This window comes from Pseudomonas sp. TE36184 (assembly GCF_054060055.1).
Genome location: NZ_JBSSCU010000001.1, coordinates 345,749 through 359,302, shown reverse-complemented (window position 1 = coordinate 359,302; position 13,554 = coordinate 345,749). Strand labels below are relative to the sequence as shown.

General features: G+C 64.4%; 12 protein-coding genes. 4 read left to right on the top strand and 8 right to left on the bottom strand.

What is annotated here, in order from left to right; translation table 11 throughout:
* Positions 1-418: 418 nt before the first annotated feature.
* Entirely contained in the window at positions 419-1,171 is a 753-nt protein-coding gene (locus ACVWZP_RS01695) for a TetR/AcrR family transcriptional regulator (protein WP_017848076.1), read from the bottom strand.
* A 356-nt stretch (positions 1,172-1,527) separates the two neighbouring features.
* Here ACVWZP_RS01695 and ACVWZP_RS01690 point away from each other — a divergent pair, with 356 nt between their 5' ends.
* From ACVWZP_RS01690 to ACVWZP_RS01675, 4 genes are read left to right on the top strand one after another with little or no spacing between them, the layout of a single operon-like run.
* The gene (locus ACVWZP_RS01690) at positions 1,528-2,235 is read left to right on the top strand and encodes an ABC transporter ATP-binding protein (RefSeq protein ID WP_017848077.1); all 708 of its coding nucleotides are present in this window, start codon (positions 1,528-1,530) and stop codon (positions 2,233-2,235) included.
* Positions 2,232-3,431: an ABC transporter permease gene (locus tag ACVWZP_RS01685; RefSeq protein ID WP_288074352.1), complete on the top strand. Its 1,200-nt coding sequence runs from the start codon at positions 2,232-2,234 to the stop codon at positions 3,429-3,431. Before ACVWZP_RS01690 ends, ACVWZP_RS01685 begins: the two co-directional genes overlap by 4 nt.
* Positions 3,424-4,905, top strand: a complete 1,482-nt coding sequence (locus tag ACVWZP_RS01680; RefSeq protein ID WP_134939488.1) for a TolC family protein — start codon at positions 3,424-3,426, stop codon at positions 4,903-4,905. The genes ACVWZP_RS01685 and ACVWZP_RS01680 overlap by 8 nt, the downstream gene beginning before the upstream one ends.
* Positions 4,895-6,148 (top strand): efflux RND transporter periplasmic adaptor subunit, encoded by a 1,254-nt coding sequence (locus tag ACVWZP_RS01675; protein ID WP_457369317.1) that lies wholly within the window; start codon positions 4,895-4,897, stop codon positions 6,146-6,148. The genes ACVWZP_RS01680 and ACVWZP_RS01675 overlap by 11 nt, the downstream gene beginning before the upstream one ends.
* 22 nt (positions 6,149-6,170) lie before the next feature.
* On the opposite strand, the gene ACVWZP_RS01670 is transcribed toward ACVWZP_RS01675, so the two are convergent.
* The 7 genes from ACVWZP_RS01670 to ACVWZP_RS01640 are packed head-to-tail and all read right to left on the bottom strand — an operon-like array spanning position 6,171 to position 13,320.
* On the bottom strand, positions 6,171-7,565 hold the full coding sequence (locus ACVWZP_RS01670) for an FAD/NAD(P)-binding protein (RefSeq protein WP_457369316.1): 1,395 nt from the start codon (positions 7,563-7,565) through the stop codon (positions 6,171-6,173).
* A 12-nt stretch (positions 7,566-7,577) separates the two neighbouring features.
* The gene (locus tag ACVWZP_RS01665) at positions 7,578-8,345 is read right to left on the bottom strand and encodes an ABC transporter ATP-binding protein (protein WP_079444200.1); all 768 of its coding nucleotides are present in this window, start codon (positions 8,343-8,345) and stop codon (positions 7,578-7,580) included.
* A gap of 3 nt (positions 8,346-8,348) precedes the next feature.
* Positions 8,349-9,689 carry an ABC transporter substrate-binding protein gene (locus ACVWZP_RS01660; protein ID WP_457369315.1) on the bottom strand — a complete coding sequence of 447 codons (1,341 nt, stop codon included), beginning with the start codon at positions 9,687-9,689 and terminating at the stop codon, positions 8,349-8,351.
* 17 nt (positions 9,690-9,706) lie between these two features.
* Complete coding sequence (locus tag ACVWZP_RS01655) at positions 9,707-10,756, bottom strand: branched-chain amino acid ABC transporter permease (RefSeq protein WP_126588679.1); 1,050 nt, start codon at positions 10,754-10,756, stop codon at positions 9,707-9,709.
* Between the two features lie 4 nt (positions 10,757-10,760).
* A complete protein-coding gene (locus ACVWZP_RS01650) occupies positions 10,761-11,642 on the bottom strand; it encodes a branched-chain amino acid ABC transporter permease (protein WP_079444202.1) in 882 nt (293 codons plus the stop codon).
* Complete coding sequence (locus ACVWZP_RS01645; RefSeq protein ID WP_457369314.1) at positions 11,642-12,412, bottom strand: ABC transporter ATP-binding protein; 771 nt, start codon at positions 12,410-12,412, stop codon at positions 11,642-11,644. The genes ACVWZP_RS01650 and ACVWZP_RS01645 overlap by 1 nt, the downstream gene beginning before the upstream one ends.
* Positions 12,409-13,320, bottom strand: a complete 912-nt coding sequence (locus ACVWZP_RS01640) for an AMP-binding protein (protein ID WP_046382888.1) — start codon at positions 13,318-13,320, stop codon at positions 12,409-12,411. Before ACVWZP_RS01640 ends, ACVWZP_RS01645 begins: the two co-directional genes overlap by 4 nt.
* Positions 13,321-13,554: the final 234 nt, after the last annotated feature.

The window sequence follows — 13,554 nt, the reverse complement described above, 5'->3', positions numbered from 1 at the left end:
TTTTAGCAACGCGGGTACCTGTTAGAAATTACAGTTCAGACGGATGGCAGTGAGTCTGCCTATTCGGAAGCCCGGCAGTCAGTAGAACACCTGCCGATATCGGCAAGGGCACCTGCACGACTGTGCCGCGCAACGGCCAATCGGTCACCGACGACGAAAACATCAAAACCGCGTGAATACGCGCGACGCGGCACTTGCGTTCGTTGATGCCATGCGCGGCCCGTTAGTTTTGACAGTAGCGACAAACGGTACCGCAACGGAACACGCGCGGATCACAAATTTTTTATTCGCAAACCTTTTCCTACATATTTTTCACGACTTATTCACATCGCGGGACGTAGGGTAAAGCCTCATCCGTTACAAACGTTGCACATCAAGCCCGCCGCCCCAGCGGGCTTTTTTTTGTCTCGGATTCGAGCTAGCGCGCCACCTTGCCGGCGGGCGCGGACGCTTGCTCGCGAATGGCGCGCTGGGTATCGAGCACCTTGGCCAACGCCACTTGCGCCTCGGGGCTTTGCTGCGGCACGCGAATCGCCGCCGAGACCAGCGTGATCAACTTGGCCATTACTTCGGCATCCGTGGCCGGGCGGCCCAGGCTCATGGAGTTCATCAGCAGGCGCAGTTCGGTGCCGGCCATCACACCGGAAATCGCCTTGAGGGCAAATTGCAGGCGTACCCCCAGTTCGTTGCGCGGCAAGTCCGGCAAGGCCAGGGCGAAGGCTTCGAAGAAGCGCTGGAACACCGGCTGGTAATGGACCTTGAGGTATTCCTGGATAAACGGCGAGGTGTCGCTGTAGACCCGCCCCAGGAAACGAATGAACGAACGCCCTTCCCCACTCGCCGGGTCGCTGCGCTCCAGGCCCATGGCCGGGGCGAACAGCACACCGAGCAGCGTGTCGCAATCGAGGGGGCCGTCAGATTCGGCTTCGCAGCGTGCCAGCAGTTCCAGGCGCTGCTCGTTGAGCGGCTCCAGGCGCTGCATCAGCAGGGTTTTCATCAGGGCGTCCTTGTCCCCGAAGTGATAGTTCACCGCAGCAAGGTTCACCTGGGCACGCTCGGTAATCTGCCGCAACAAAACAGCGTCATACCCGTATTTGATGAAGAGAGCCTCTGTCGCATCCAGCAATCGAGTCTTGGTAACGTTTGGAGAACTGACTTTCTTCACGACCATAAAAGTTCCACGCGGGAAATATTGTTTTAAAAATAAATTTGATTTTTTATACCGGGGCCACCGCTCGAAAGCAAGTAGTGACACTGCGCCATATCAGCGCAAGCCTTGGCAGACGGGCCCGTCGAGGCTGACCAAAGGATTTTTGCGCGGTGGGTTTTGCCCCCGGTGCATTTATTTCAAAGGGTAAAAACCCTCTACAACGATGGCTGGCGGAGCCGGTTGAACGCGGTTAGTATTCAAAGAATATTTTAAAAACAAGAAATCAAACCAGTCCGTGACGTGTCCCAGGCAGCTCCCGAACTTGTTACAAATTTTTACCGGGGCAGCACGGCAGCGTCGAGACTGCAGGCGTAGTCATGATGACAGATACCCCCGCGCACCCAGGCTTGATCTCCCTGCAAGGCATCGGCAAACGCTATCAGCTCGCCGGACAGCACCTGTCCATCCTCAATGATGTGTGCCTGTCCATCGCCCGCGGTGACAGCTGCGGCATCCTCGGCGCCTCCGGCTCCGGCAAAAGTACCCTGCTCAACATCCTCGGCCTGCTGGACCTGCCCAACTGCGGCCAGTACCGCTTTGCCGGCCACGACATTTTCAGCGCCAGCCCGGATGAACTGGCGGCGATCCGCAACCAGCAGATCGGCTTCGTGTTCCAGAGTTTCAACCTGCTGCCGCGCCTCAGCGCATTGGACAATGTCGCCCTGCCCCTGAGTTATCGCGGCGTGTCGCGCCACGAGTCGGTGGAGCAGGCCCTGCGCATGCTCGAACAAGTCGGCCTGGCCGAGCGCGCGCACCATCGCCCCGCCGACCTCTCCGGCGGCCAGCGCCAACGTGTGGCGATTGCGCGGGCACTGGTGGGCAAGCCCTCGGTCATCCTGGCCGACGAACCCACCGGCAACCTCGACAGCAGCACCGCCCAGGACATCATGGACCTGCTCCTGGCGCTGAACCGCGAGCAGCAGGTCACGCTGATCATCGTCACCCACGACGCGCACATCGCCGAACGCCTGGAGCGCAAGATCCTGGTGCGCAACGGCGTGGTGCATGAGGCCGGGCGCCCATGAGCCTGCGGGTCGAGCAGAGCCTGAGCCAATTGCTGCATGAAGCGTTCGTCAGCCTGCGCACCCTGGGCAAGCGCTCGGTCCTCGCGCTGCTGGGCATCGTGATCGGCAGTTCGTCGGTGGTGGCGCTGATCAATATCGGGCATAACGCGGCGGTGGATGCCGCGCTGATTTTCAAGGACATGGGCACCGACACCCTGGTCGCGCAGTTTCCGCCCAAAGCCGACAGCAGCGTACCGATGCGTGCCCGCCTCGACCTCGACGCCGTGCGCCAGGCCGTGCCCGGGATCGCGCACATCGGCGCGCTGAGCCTGTTCAGCGGCCCCATCGTGTTCCAGGGCCGCAGCGTCAACGCCAACTTCGTCGGCAGCACAGCGGATATCCCCGCGGCCCTGCGCCTGGCGCTGCGCGAGGGGCGCTTCCTGTCGGCGTTCGATGCCAACGAAACCTACGGCGTGATCGGCGACCAGATCGCCCAGGCCCTTGGTACCCCCGGCGCGCCGTTAAAGCTGGGCGACCGCGTGCGTATCAACGATTACCTGTTCCAGGTGGTCGGCATCCTGCACCACCAGCCCCGGGCGATGCTGATGCCGGTGCAGGCCAACGAATCGCTGTTCATTCCCGCCGACGGCATGCGCCGCATCTACGCCAGCCCGCAAATCGGCAACGTGATCATCCGCGCCGCGCCGGGCCAGGACATGGAACGCATCGCCCGGGACGCCGCCGCCGCGCTGCAACGCCAATTGACCGAGCACAGCGTCGACATCACGGTGCCCCAGCAAATGATCGACGGCATGACCCGGCAGAGCCGCACTTTCGCCTACCTGCTGCTGGCCCTGGGCGCGATCTCGCTGGTGGGCGGCGGTGTCGGGGTGATGAACGTGATGCTGATGAACGTCTCCGAACGCCGCCGCGAGATCGGCATTCGCATGGCGCTCGGCGCACGCCAGCGGGATATCCGCAACCTGTTCCTGCTCGAAGCCATCACCCTCACCGCCGTCGGCGCGCTGTGCGGCGCGGTGCTCGGCATGACCGCCGCGTGGCTCTACGCCTGGCTGTCGGGCTGGGCCTTCGCCCTGGCGGTCGCCGCCCTGCCCCTGGGGGTGGGCAGCACCTTGCTGGTGGGGTTGTTCTTCGGCATTTACCCGGCGGTCTCGGCCTCACGGTTGCAGCCGGTGGAGGCGTTGCGCGATGAATAAACGCCTGCTGCTGCTCCTGGCGCTGATCAGCCTGCCGAGTGTCGCCGCCGATATGCTGATCCGGCCCACGGCGCCCAGCACCACGCGCAGCGGCTATGATCGCGGCGTCTCGCTGAATGCCCAGGTCACCGCCGTTACCCTGGGCGACGCGGTGTACCTGGGCCTGCGCAACAATCCGGCGATTCGCAGCGCCTACCTGCAGCGGGTCGCGCAGAAATTCGACCTGCGCGTGGCCGAAGACGTGTTCAACCCCAAGCTCACCCTCAACAGCTATTACCGCAGCTCCCGCGGTTCCGCCGACAATGCACGCAATACCAACGTGGCCCCTGCCACCAGCCTGCTGGGCGAGTACGGCACGCGCCTGAGCATGGCCTGGACCCAGCAACTGAATAACGCCAACCGGGCCGGTCGCTACCGCAGCGACGGCCTCGACCTGGCGCTCATCCAACCGCTGATGCGCGGCGCCGGCTGGGACGCGACCACCGCGCCGCTGCGCCTGTCGCGCCTGTCGGAGCAGGCCAACCGCCTGAACCTCAAGGCCACCGTGGCACAAACCATCAGCCAGATCATCGCCACCTACCGCGAGTTGCTGCGCGCCCAGGAGCAACTGAGCATCGTCCAGGACGCGCTGAAACGCGCCAACACCTTGCTGGAAGTCAACAAGGCGCTGATCAGCGCCGGGCGCATGGCCGAGTTCGAGATCGTGCAGACCGAAGCCGATATCGCCACCCAGCAACTGGGCGTGGAAGAAGCGCAGAACCAACTCGACACCAGCCGCCTGGCCTTGCTGCGCCTGCTGGCCCTCGACCTGTCGACGCCGATCCGCGCCACCGAAGCCCTGGAGGCCAAGCCCATGCAGATCGACAAACGCGAGGCCTTCAACCTGGCGCAGAACCAGCAACCGGAGTACCTCGCCACCCTGCTCGGCAGCCAGCAGGCCGACCTCAACCTGGTGATCGCCAAAGACTCCGGGCGCTGGCAAGTGGACCTGGTGGCCGGGGCGAACCAGATACGCAACAACTACGACAACGACACCGGCAGCGGCAACAACCGCAGTTGGGACAGCTACGCCGGGGTGCAGGTGCAAATCCCCATCGGCGACATCAGCACGCGCCAGGCCGAAGTGCGCGCGCGGGTGAATGTGGAGGATCAGGCCATCCGCATCACCGACGCCCGCCAGGAGCTGGAGCGCAGCGTGAACAACGTGGTGCGCGACCTCGGCACGCGCTGGCGCCAGTACGAAATCTCCCAGCGCGCCGTGGAATTGTCGCGGCGCAAGATCGAGATCGAACGCGAAAAACTCAGCGCCGGGCGCTCCACCAACTTCCAGGTGCTGAGTTTCGAGACCGACCTGCGCAACGCCGAAAACACGCAGCTCAATGCGCTGATCGCTTATTTGAACGCCCAGACCCAGCTCGATCTGACCCTGGGCATGACGCTGGAAAGCTGGGAAATCGCCCTCAATGACTACTAACCAAAAACGCCTGCTGGCGGCTGGATTGATCGTGCTGCTGGCGGCCGCCGCCGTTGCGGTGCAAAGCCATCGCAGCGCCGCCGACCCGATCCTCCCGACCGAACAGTGGCTGGCGGTGACGCCTGGCGCGCTGGTGCATCAGATCGGCCTGGTGGGCAAGATCGAGCCCGACACCACCCTCACCCTCACCGCGCCGTTCGACGGCAATGTGCAGGCCAACCTGGTGGAACAAGGCCAACGCGTCGACGCCGGGCAAGTGTTGCTGCGCATGGACCCGGCCCTGCTCGAAGTGCAACTGCGCGATGCACTCTCCGCGCAACTCAAGGCCCGGCGCACCGTGCAGGAAATGCAAGACTGGGACAGCAGCCCCACCGTCAGCCGTGCACGCCGCAGCCTGCGCACCGCGCAAATGAGCGCCGACAACACCCAGCGCAAACTCACCGAAAGCGAAAACCTGTTTCAGCGCGGCATCATCCCGCGCAACGAACTGGACGACCTCAAGCAACAGACCCAGCAGCAACAACTGGACCTGATCGCCGCACGCGATGAACTGCAACAGGCACTGGAGCAAGGCAAGGGCGAATACCGACAGATCGCCGAGATGGAGCTGACCAATGCCACGGTGAAGTACGACGCGCTCTACCGACAGCTCGAAGACAAGGAGGTCAAGGCGCCCTTCTCCGGCATCGTGGTGCCCGCCCCCGGAAGCAGCAACGCGGCAGCAGGCGCTGGCAACACCAACGCCCCGGTGCAGGCCGGCAGCAAGGTCAGCCAGGGCCAGGTGCTGTTCGGCCTGGCCAATATCGAACGGCTGAAAATCGTCGCCAGGGTCTCCGAGCTGGACATCAACCAACTGCACCAGGGCCAGGCGGTGGAAGTGATGGGCGATGGCTTCGACGGCGAACGGTTGAGCGGCTCGGTGAGTGTGGTCAGCGGCTTGGCGATTGCCGGCGATACCCAGGGCAGCGCGCAGTTCCCGGTAACCCTGTCGATCCCCAGGCTGACCCCGCAGCAACTGCAGCGGGTACGGCTGGGGATGAGTGCGCGACTGACCATCGTCACTTACAACAACGCGCAGGCGATCGTGATTCCGAGCCAGGCGATCCAGCCGGACATGACCGTCGAATATCGGCCGACGATGGACCAGCCGGTGGAACGCGTGACCGTGACCACCGGGCAATCGACGCCGCAGGGTGTCGAGGTATTTGGCCTAAAACCCGGTTTTGTGAAAACCCCTAGGTAGAGGAAGTTGCCCCCTCCCACCTTTAGATCGTTGTCAGCTTCAACGCCAGCGCCTTGGCCTGAAGCGCCACATCGGTCACTGCCGTGCTCTCCCACCACATCCCGCGCAGCGGCGGGCCCATGGCGAACAAGCGCCGGCTGGCCTGGCCCTGGGCATCCAGCACCGCCCCCGAGGCATCCGCTGCGATCCCCAACGCCAGCGGCCCGGGCTGGATCAACCCGCGCTTGAGCAACTGCTGGGGCAACGGCCGGGCTACCCGGCGCCAGTCGTATTCGATGCCACTGGAATTGATCAGTGCCGCGCCCGCAACCTGGGTGATCGCTTGCTCGCCACGGTAACGCAAGCGGATGCTCACGCCGTTGACCGCAGGCACCAAGCCCTTGAACGACGCCGCGCGAATGCGCAGGCGCCCTTCCTCATGCAGGCGCGCCACCAACTGCGCACTCAGCGGCGGCGAACGGTGGTGATGACTTTCCCACCACGGCCGCACATGCCGCACGAACTGGCGCTTCTCGCGCTCGCTGGCCTGGCTCCACAAACGGCCGATATGCGCGCGCACGGTGTCCAGCGGCGCCTGCCAATCGATGCCCTGCGCCGTCGCGATGCGACACTGCCGACGCACCTCGCGCAGCAACTGCCGAGGGCTGCGCAGGCGGTGGTCGGCAGCGAGAAAATCGTCCCAGCCCGGTGGCTGTCGACGCACATGGGGCAGCAGGCCGTGGCGCGAGAACACCTCGATCGGGCCCCGGTGCCCAGCCTGTTCCAGGGACACCACGGCGTCGACCATGGTCAGCCCGGAACCGATGATCAGCACCGTCGCACGCGGGTCGAGTTGGCTCATGGCCTGCACGTCCCACGGGTCGACTGCGGCGGCGTTCAAACCGCTGGATTCGGTCTGCGGCGTGCGCGCCGCCGGGAACATGCCGGTCGCCAACACCGCCTGGGCACCGCGCAGTTGCTGGCCGTTATCCAGGGTCAGCAGCGTCGAGGCGGGGTCCACTTGCAGGTCGACCACTTCGGCGCGGACATGCTCGACGGTAGACGTCGACAGCGCCTTGGCCTCGGCCAAGCGTTGCTGCGCGTACAACCCGAACATCCCGCGCGGCGGGAACAGCTCGCTGATCGGCACATGCTGCTGGTCCGACTCCGGCCAGCCGCCAGCGCCGATGTAGTCGGTGAGCCATTGGGTCAGGTCGTCGGCGTTGTCCGGGTCGACACTCATGCGCGCCGCATTGCCGTTCAAGGTATGGCCCAGCTCGACCGCACTGTAGGCCTCGCCGCGGCCAAGTTCGGCGCGCGGTTCGATCACCAGGATCTGCCGCGAGCCGGGCAGGCGCAGCAGTTGCACGGCCAGCATCGTACCGCTCAGGCCGCCGCCGATGATCAGGACATCGGCGTTGCGGATGGATTCAGTCATGCCTGTTCGCCTTTACTGTTTACCCAGATAGATGTCATGCAAATCGCCCCGCGCCAACAGTTCAGCGGCGCTGCCGCTCAAGACCACGCGGCCAGTATCCAGCACGTAGCCCTGGGACGCATAGTTGAGCGCGACGTTGATGTTCTGCTCGGCGATCAGGAAGCTCACCTGCTGCTCGCGGTTGAGCTGCGCGACGATCTCGAATATCTCCTGCACGATCATAGGCGCCAAACCCATGGACGGCTCGTCGAGCAGTACCAAAGTAGGACGGGTCATCAACGCCCGGCCGATGGCGACCATCTGCTGCTCGCCGCCGGAGGTGAGGCCGGCGCGGGTGTGACGCTTGGTCTTGAGCCTGGGGAACCAGGCGTAGATGCGTTCCAGATCGGCCTCCATGGCCCGGCGGCTCAGGCGACGCACGAAGCCGCCGCTGCGCAGGTTGTCTTCCACCGTGAGCTGGCCGAACACATGGCGACCTTCGAGTACATGCACCATGCCCTGGCGCACCCGTTGGCTGGGGTCGACGCCGGCCAGGTCGTGGCCGGCGTATTCGATCACGCCACGGCTGACTTCGGCACGCTCGGCGCGCACCAGCCCGGAGATCGCCTTGAGCGTGGTGCTCTTGCCGGCGCCATTGGCGCCGAGCAAGGCGACGATCGCGCCCTTGGGCACGCTCAGCGACACCCCGGCCACGGCGAGGATCGCGCCGTCGTAGATCACTTCGATGTCGTTGACCGTCAGCAGCGCGGCGTGTGCGGATTCACTGGCAGGTAGGCTCATGGTTTATTCATCTCCGGTGCAGGTGCGTGGCGTCAGGCCTTTTTCCTTGGCGAACGCGGCGGACTTTTCGTCGATCAGCGGGCGCAACAGCGCGCGGTCGGCGGCAATCCAGTCGCTGACCAGCGTCCAGTTGGCGCCGTCCCACTGCTGCACCCGCGCCGAGCCGCCACCTTCGTGGTCACGGCACGACAACTTGAGGTTCTGCATCAGGCCTAGGTAGCCCATGGCCTTGAGGCGCGCGTCGTCGATATTCAGGTGCTCCAGGCCCCAGCGGCCTTCTTCGCCATTGAGCGGGCGCTGGCCGAATTTGGCCTGGGCGGTGCGGATCGCTTCCACCGCCACGGCGGCGTTCACCAGGCCTGAGTTGTAGTAGACGCTGCCGAAGTTTTTCAGGTCCTTGAGGTCGCTGTGGCCCTTGTCGAGGACGTATTGCTTGAGGCGCTTGTGGATCTCGAAATCGGCGCCGGCCGGGTATGGGGTGAGCGCCAGGTAGCCTTTGGCAGCAGTGCCGGCAGGCAATACGTCTTCGCTGGAACTGGCCCAGATATCGCCGATGATATGGTCGACCGGGAAGCCAAAGCGTGCCGCGGTTTTCACCGCGACCGGCGTGGACACGCCCCAGGTGCGCAGGAACACCCAGTCCGGGTTGGCCTGGCGCACCTGGCGCCATTGCGCGGACTGTTCGTTGCCCGGGTCGGCCACCGGAATCTGGATATTCTCGAAGCCGTACTGCTCGGCGAGCAGCTTCAGCGGGCCGAGGGTTTCGCGACCGTAGGCCGAGTCGTGGTAGACCGTGGCGATCTTTTTGCCCTTGAGTTTGTCGAAACCGCCTTCGCGCTGGGCGATGTAGTTCACCAGGCTCGACGCCTCGCTGTAGAAGGTCAGCATCACCGGGAAGTTGTACGGGAACACGGTGCCGTCGGTGGCTTCGGTGCGGCCGTAACCGAGGGTGATCAACGGGATCTTGTCCACCTCGGCGCGCTCGCTCAGGGCGTAGGCCGCCGGTGCGCCATTAGGCTGGTAGACCGCGACCGGCGCGCCATCCAGGCCGTTCTTGAAGCGCTCGTAGCACTCGATGCCCTTCTCTGCCGTCCATTCGGTCTCGCATTCCTGCCACACCAGTTTTACGCCATTGATGCCACCTTCGACCTCGTTGATATAACGCAGGTAGTCGATCATCCCGGCCCACACTTGCACACCGCTGGAGGCATAGGCGCCGACGCGGTAGGTGGCCAACGGAAAGAACTGCTGGTCGGGCGAAGCCATGGCCTGAGGCACTGCAGCGGCCAGGGTGGCCAGCGCGAAGGCGGCGCCGGCCAGGGAACGTTTCAAGGATGCACACATGGGAGTTCTCATAGAGGTCAAAACCGTAGGGGCCACTGACGCAGCCGATCGCGAAGGTTGTGCAACAGGCGAATCAAGCCCTCGGGTTCCTTGATCAGGAACACGATGATCAGCACGCCAAAGATGATTTTCTGCAGGTTCTGCAATTGCCCCGCATCCACCGAACCGCCGAACAGCGCCTGCCCGGCATGGCTGAGGAAGATCGGCAGCAAGCTGATAAACGCCGCGCCGACGAAGTTGCCGGCGATGCTGCCCATGCCACCGATAATGATGATGAACAGAATCTGGAACGAGCGATTGATATCGAAGCTGCTCGCGCTGGCCGTGCCCAGGTAGGCGAAGGCCCACAGCGCGCCGGCGATGCCCAGGTAGAACGAGCTGACCGCAAACGCCAGGCGCTTGTAGCGCACCACCGGGATGCCGACCACGGCGGCGGCGGTGTCCATGTCGCGGATCGCCATCCAGTTGCGCCCCACCTGGCTGCGCACCAGGTTGACGGCGGTCCAGGTCAACAGCAGCACCGTCAGCAACGTCAGCCAGTAGCGGCCCAGCGGCGTGTTGAGGTCATAACCGAACAACGCCAGCTTCGGCGCGGAGATGGTGCCGGACGAGCCGTAGTTGTAGAACCAGGGGAATTTGACGAACAGCCACTCGAGGAAAAACTGCGCGGCCAGGGTGGTGACCATCAGGTAGAAGCCCTTGATCCGCGAGCTGGGCAGGCCGAACAGCAAACCGACCAGCGCGCTGATAATGCCGCCGCCGAGCAACGCCACCGGCAAGCCCAGCTCCGGCAGGCGCAGCAGAAAGCCGTAGGTGGCAAACGCACCGACCGCCATGAAGCCGGCCGCGCCCACCGAGGTCTGCCCGGTGTAGCCGGTCAACAGGTTCAGGCCCAGCCCGGCCAGGGACAGCACCAGGAACGGGATCAGGATCGCATTGAGCCAATAATCATTGCCCCACAGCGGCACCACGACAAACGCCAGCGCCAACAGGCCGAGTAGGCCCCAAGGCACACGCCGCTGAATCAGCCGCAATGGCGCGGTTTCTTGCACAACAGGGATCGACATGGTTTCAGACTCGCTCGATGGCACGCTCGCCGAACAGGCCGGCGGGGCGGATATACAGGAAGGCCAGGGCCAGGGCGTAGGCGAACCACGGCGTGATGCCGCCGCCGAGCAGTGGGCCGATATACACCTCGGCAAGGTTCTCCGCCGCGCCGACAATCAGCCCGCCGACAATCGCCCCGCCAATCGAGGTAAAGCCGCCGATGATCAACACCGGCAAGGCCTTGAGCACCACCAGCGACAATGAAAACTGCACGCCCTGACGCGCGCCCCACAGCAGCCCGGCCACCAGCCCGACGGTCCCGGCCACCGCCCAGACGATCTGCCAGATACGGTTGAGGTTGATGCCGATGGACAGCGCCGCCGTGGTGTCATCCGCCACGGCGCGCAACGACACGCCGATGCGGGTCTTGTTGAACAGCAGCGCCAGCACCGTCACCAGCACCACGGCGGCGGCGGCGGCGATCAGGTCGAACTGGCTGAGCATCAGCGGCCCGACGAACAGCGGCACGTCGTCGATGCCCAAGTCCAGCGCACGCACCTGCGAGCCCATCAAGCCCTGGGCCAGGCCCTCGACAATGAACGACAAGCCCAGGGTGGCCATGAACAGGGTGATCTGCGAACGGTTCACCAGCGGGCGCAGAACCAGGCGTTCGATGAGCAAGGCGCCGACGATCATCACCACCACCGTCAACAACAGCGCCAGGGCAAACGGCACGCCCTGCTCGTGCAGGCTGACGAAGGTCAGGGCGGCAAACAGCAGCATCGAGCCCTGGGCGAAATTGAACACGCCGCTGGCCTTGTAGATCAGCACGAAGCCGATGGCGACCAGCGAGTACAGGGTGCCGGCGAGCAGGCCGCCGAGCAGGGTTTCGAAAAAGAACGTCATCAGTGGACCACTCCCAGGTACGCCGCGATCACGTCGGGGTTGGCCTGCACTTGCGCGGGGGTGCCGTCGCCGACCTTGCGCCCGTAGTCGAGCACCACCACATGGTCGGACAGGCCCATGACCACGCCCATGTCGTGTTCGATCAACACCACGGTGGTGCCGAGGTCGCGGTTCACATCGGCGACAAAGCGCGCCATTTCCTGTTTCTCCTCGGCGTTCATCCCGGCCATGGGCTCATCCAGCAGGAGCAGGCTGGGCCCAGCGATCAGCGCCCGGCCCAGTTCCACGCGTTTCTGCAGGCCGTAGGACAAGTTGCCGACCGCCACATCACGGTGGGCCTGCAACTCAAGAAACTCGAGAATGCCCTGGGCACGCCGGCGGAACGCTTCGGCCTCGCGCCGTGCGTGGGGCAAGCCGAGGGCCTGTTCGATAAAGCGGGTGCCCATATGCCGCGACAGGCCGGTGAGGATGTTGTCGAGCACGCTCATCTTTTTGAACAGCGCGTTGTTCTGGAAGGTCCGCCCAATGCCGCGACGCGCGGCGCCCAAGGGGTCGATACGGTGGAAGTGCTGCTGCTCGAACACAATCTCGCCGGCATCGAAGCGATACACGCCGTTGAGCACATTGAGCAGCGAACTCTTGCCGGCGCCGTTGGGGCCGATCAGCGCGCAGATTTCGCCGCGCTGGACATCGAAGGACAGCGCGTTGATCGCCTTGACCCCTTTGAACGACAGCGAGATATCCCGCACCTGGAGAATGGCTTGGCTCATGCGATGTCCCGTTTGAATTCAGCCAGCCACACCGGCTCGACAACGGACTTGCCCGTGCTGGGTGGCTGCCAGATAGAGGCCAGGCGTTGAAAGCCCAGCAGTTTGCGCACGCGGTTTTTCAGCAGACGGCGCAGGCCGCTGTGCGGCTGGGCGATGGCCCACTCACACAGGCGTCGGCGCCAGGTGCCGTGGGGCGCCAGGCGGCTTTCGATGTCGTCGGCCAAGTGCTGCAGGCGCGCAGGTGACAACAGCAAGCCGGTGGGCGCGGCTTCGCCGCGATCACGCCGGGCCGATGCCAGGCTTTCCGGGAAGGCCAGCCCGTGACCGCTGTTCAGCCATTGCGCCAGCAGTACCGCCAGGCCGCCTTGCCAGTGAGTGCCCTCCTCGCTCCACAGCACGCTCTCGCCGGCCGGCTGCCACCAGCGGCTGAGGTGCCGGGCCGGGTCGGTCGCACCAAGCACTTGGGCGAAATCCACCAGGTTGGCCGACTGCCAGTGCCGCTGCTGCTGACGCCCCTGCACGTAGGAATGGCTCGGGCGAATGCGCCAGAGTTGTTGGCGCAGCGCCTCGGGCTCCAAGTCATCGGCCAGGGTCAGTACCTGGCCGCCGACCGATTGGGCGGCCAGCGCCAGCAATAACAGGTTGGGCTCGAAAGCCCCGCTGAGCGCCAGTTGCGATTGTTCACTGAACCCGTGCTGGCGCAGGCCATCGGCCAGGCGCTCGACATCGCGCAACACATCGATCCAGCGCCAGGCGTACCACTGGCCCTGGCGCTTGTGGCGCAGGGCGGTGTGCAGCGGCGTGATCTGTGCCCAATGGCGCAGTTGTTCCAGGGCCGTGGGCAACTGACCGAGCAACTCGGCCGGCCATTCCAGAGCCGGCGGAGGTTTGAGTACATGCACGCTCATAGGGGTGATGCTCCTATTGGGTGGGTAAGCGTGCGGTGGTCCGCTGGCTGAATGAGGATTGAACGGAAAGTCGATAGCGTTGATATAAAGGCTAAGCAGGAACCATGCCGATATAAAACGCCGCATAACCCAGGCGTTCATCAACAGTTATGAAGCTGACACAGCACAAAGTGCTTCTTCGCTGTTGCTGGAGCAACAGCGAACACCCTGCCGAGCGGGGTCGGAATTGATAAG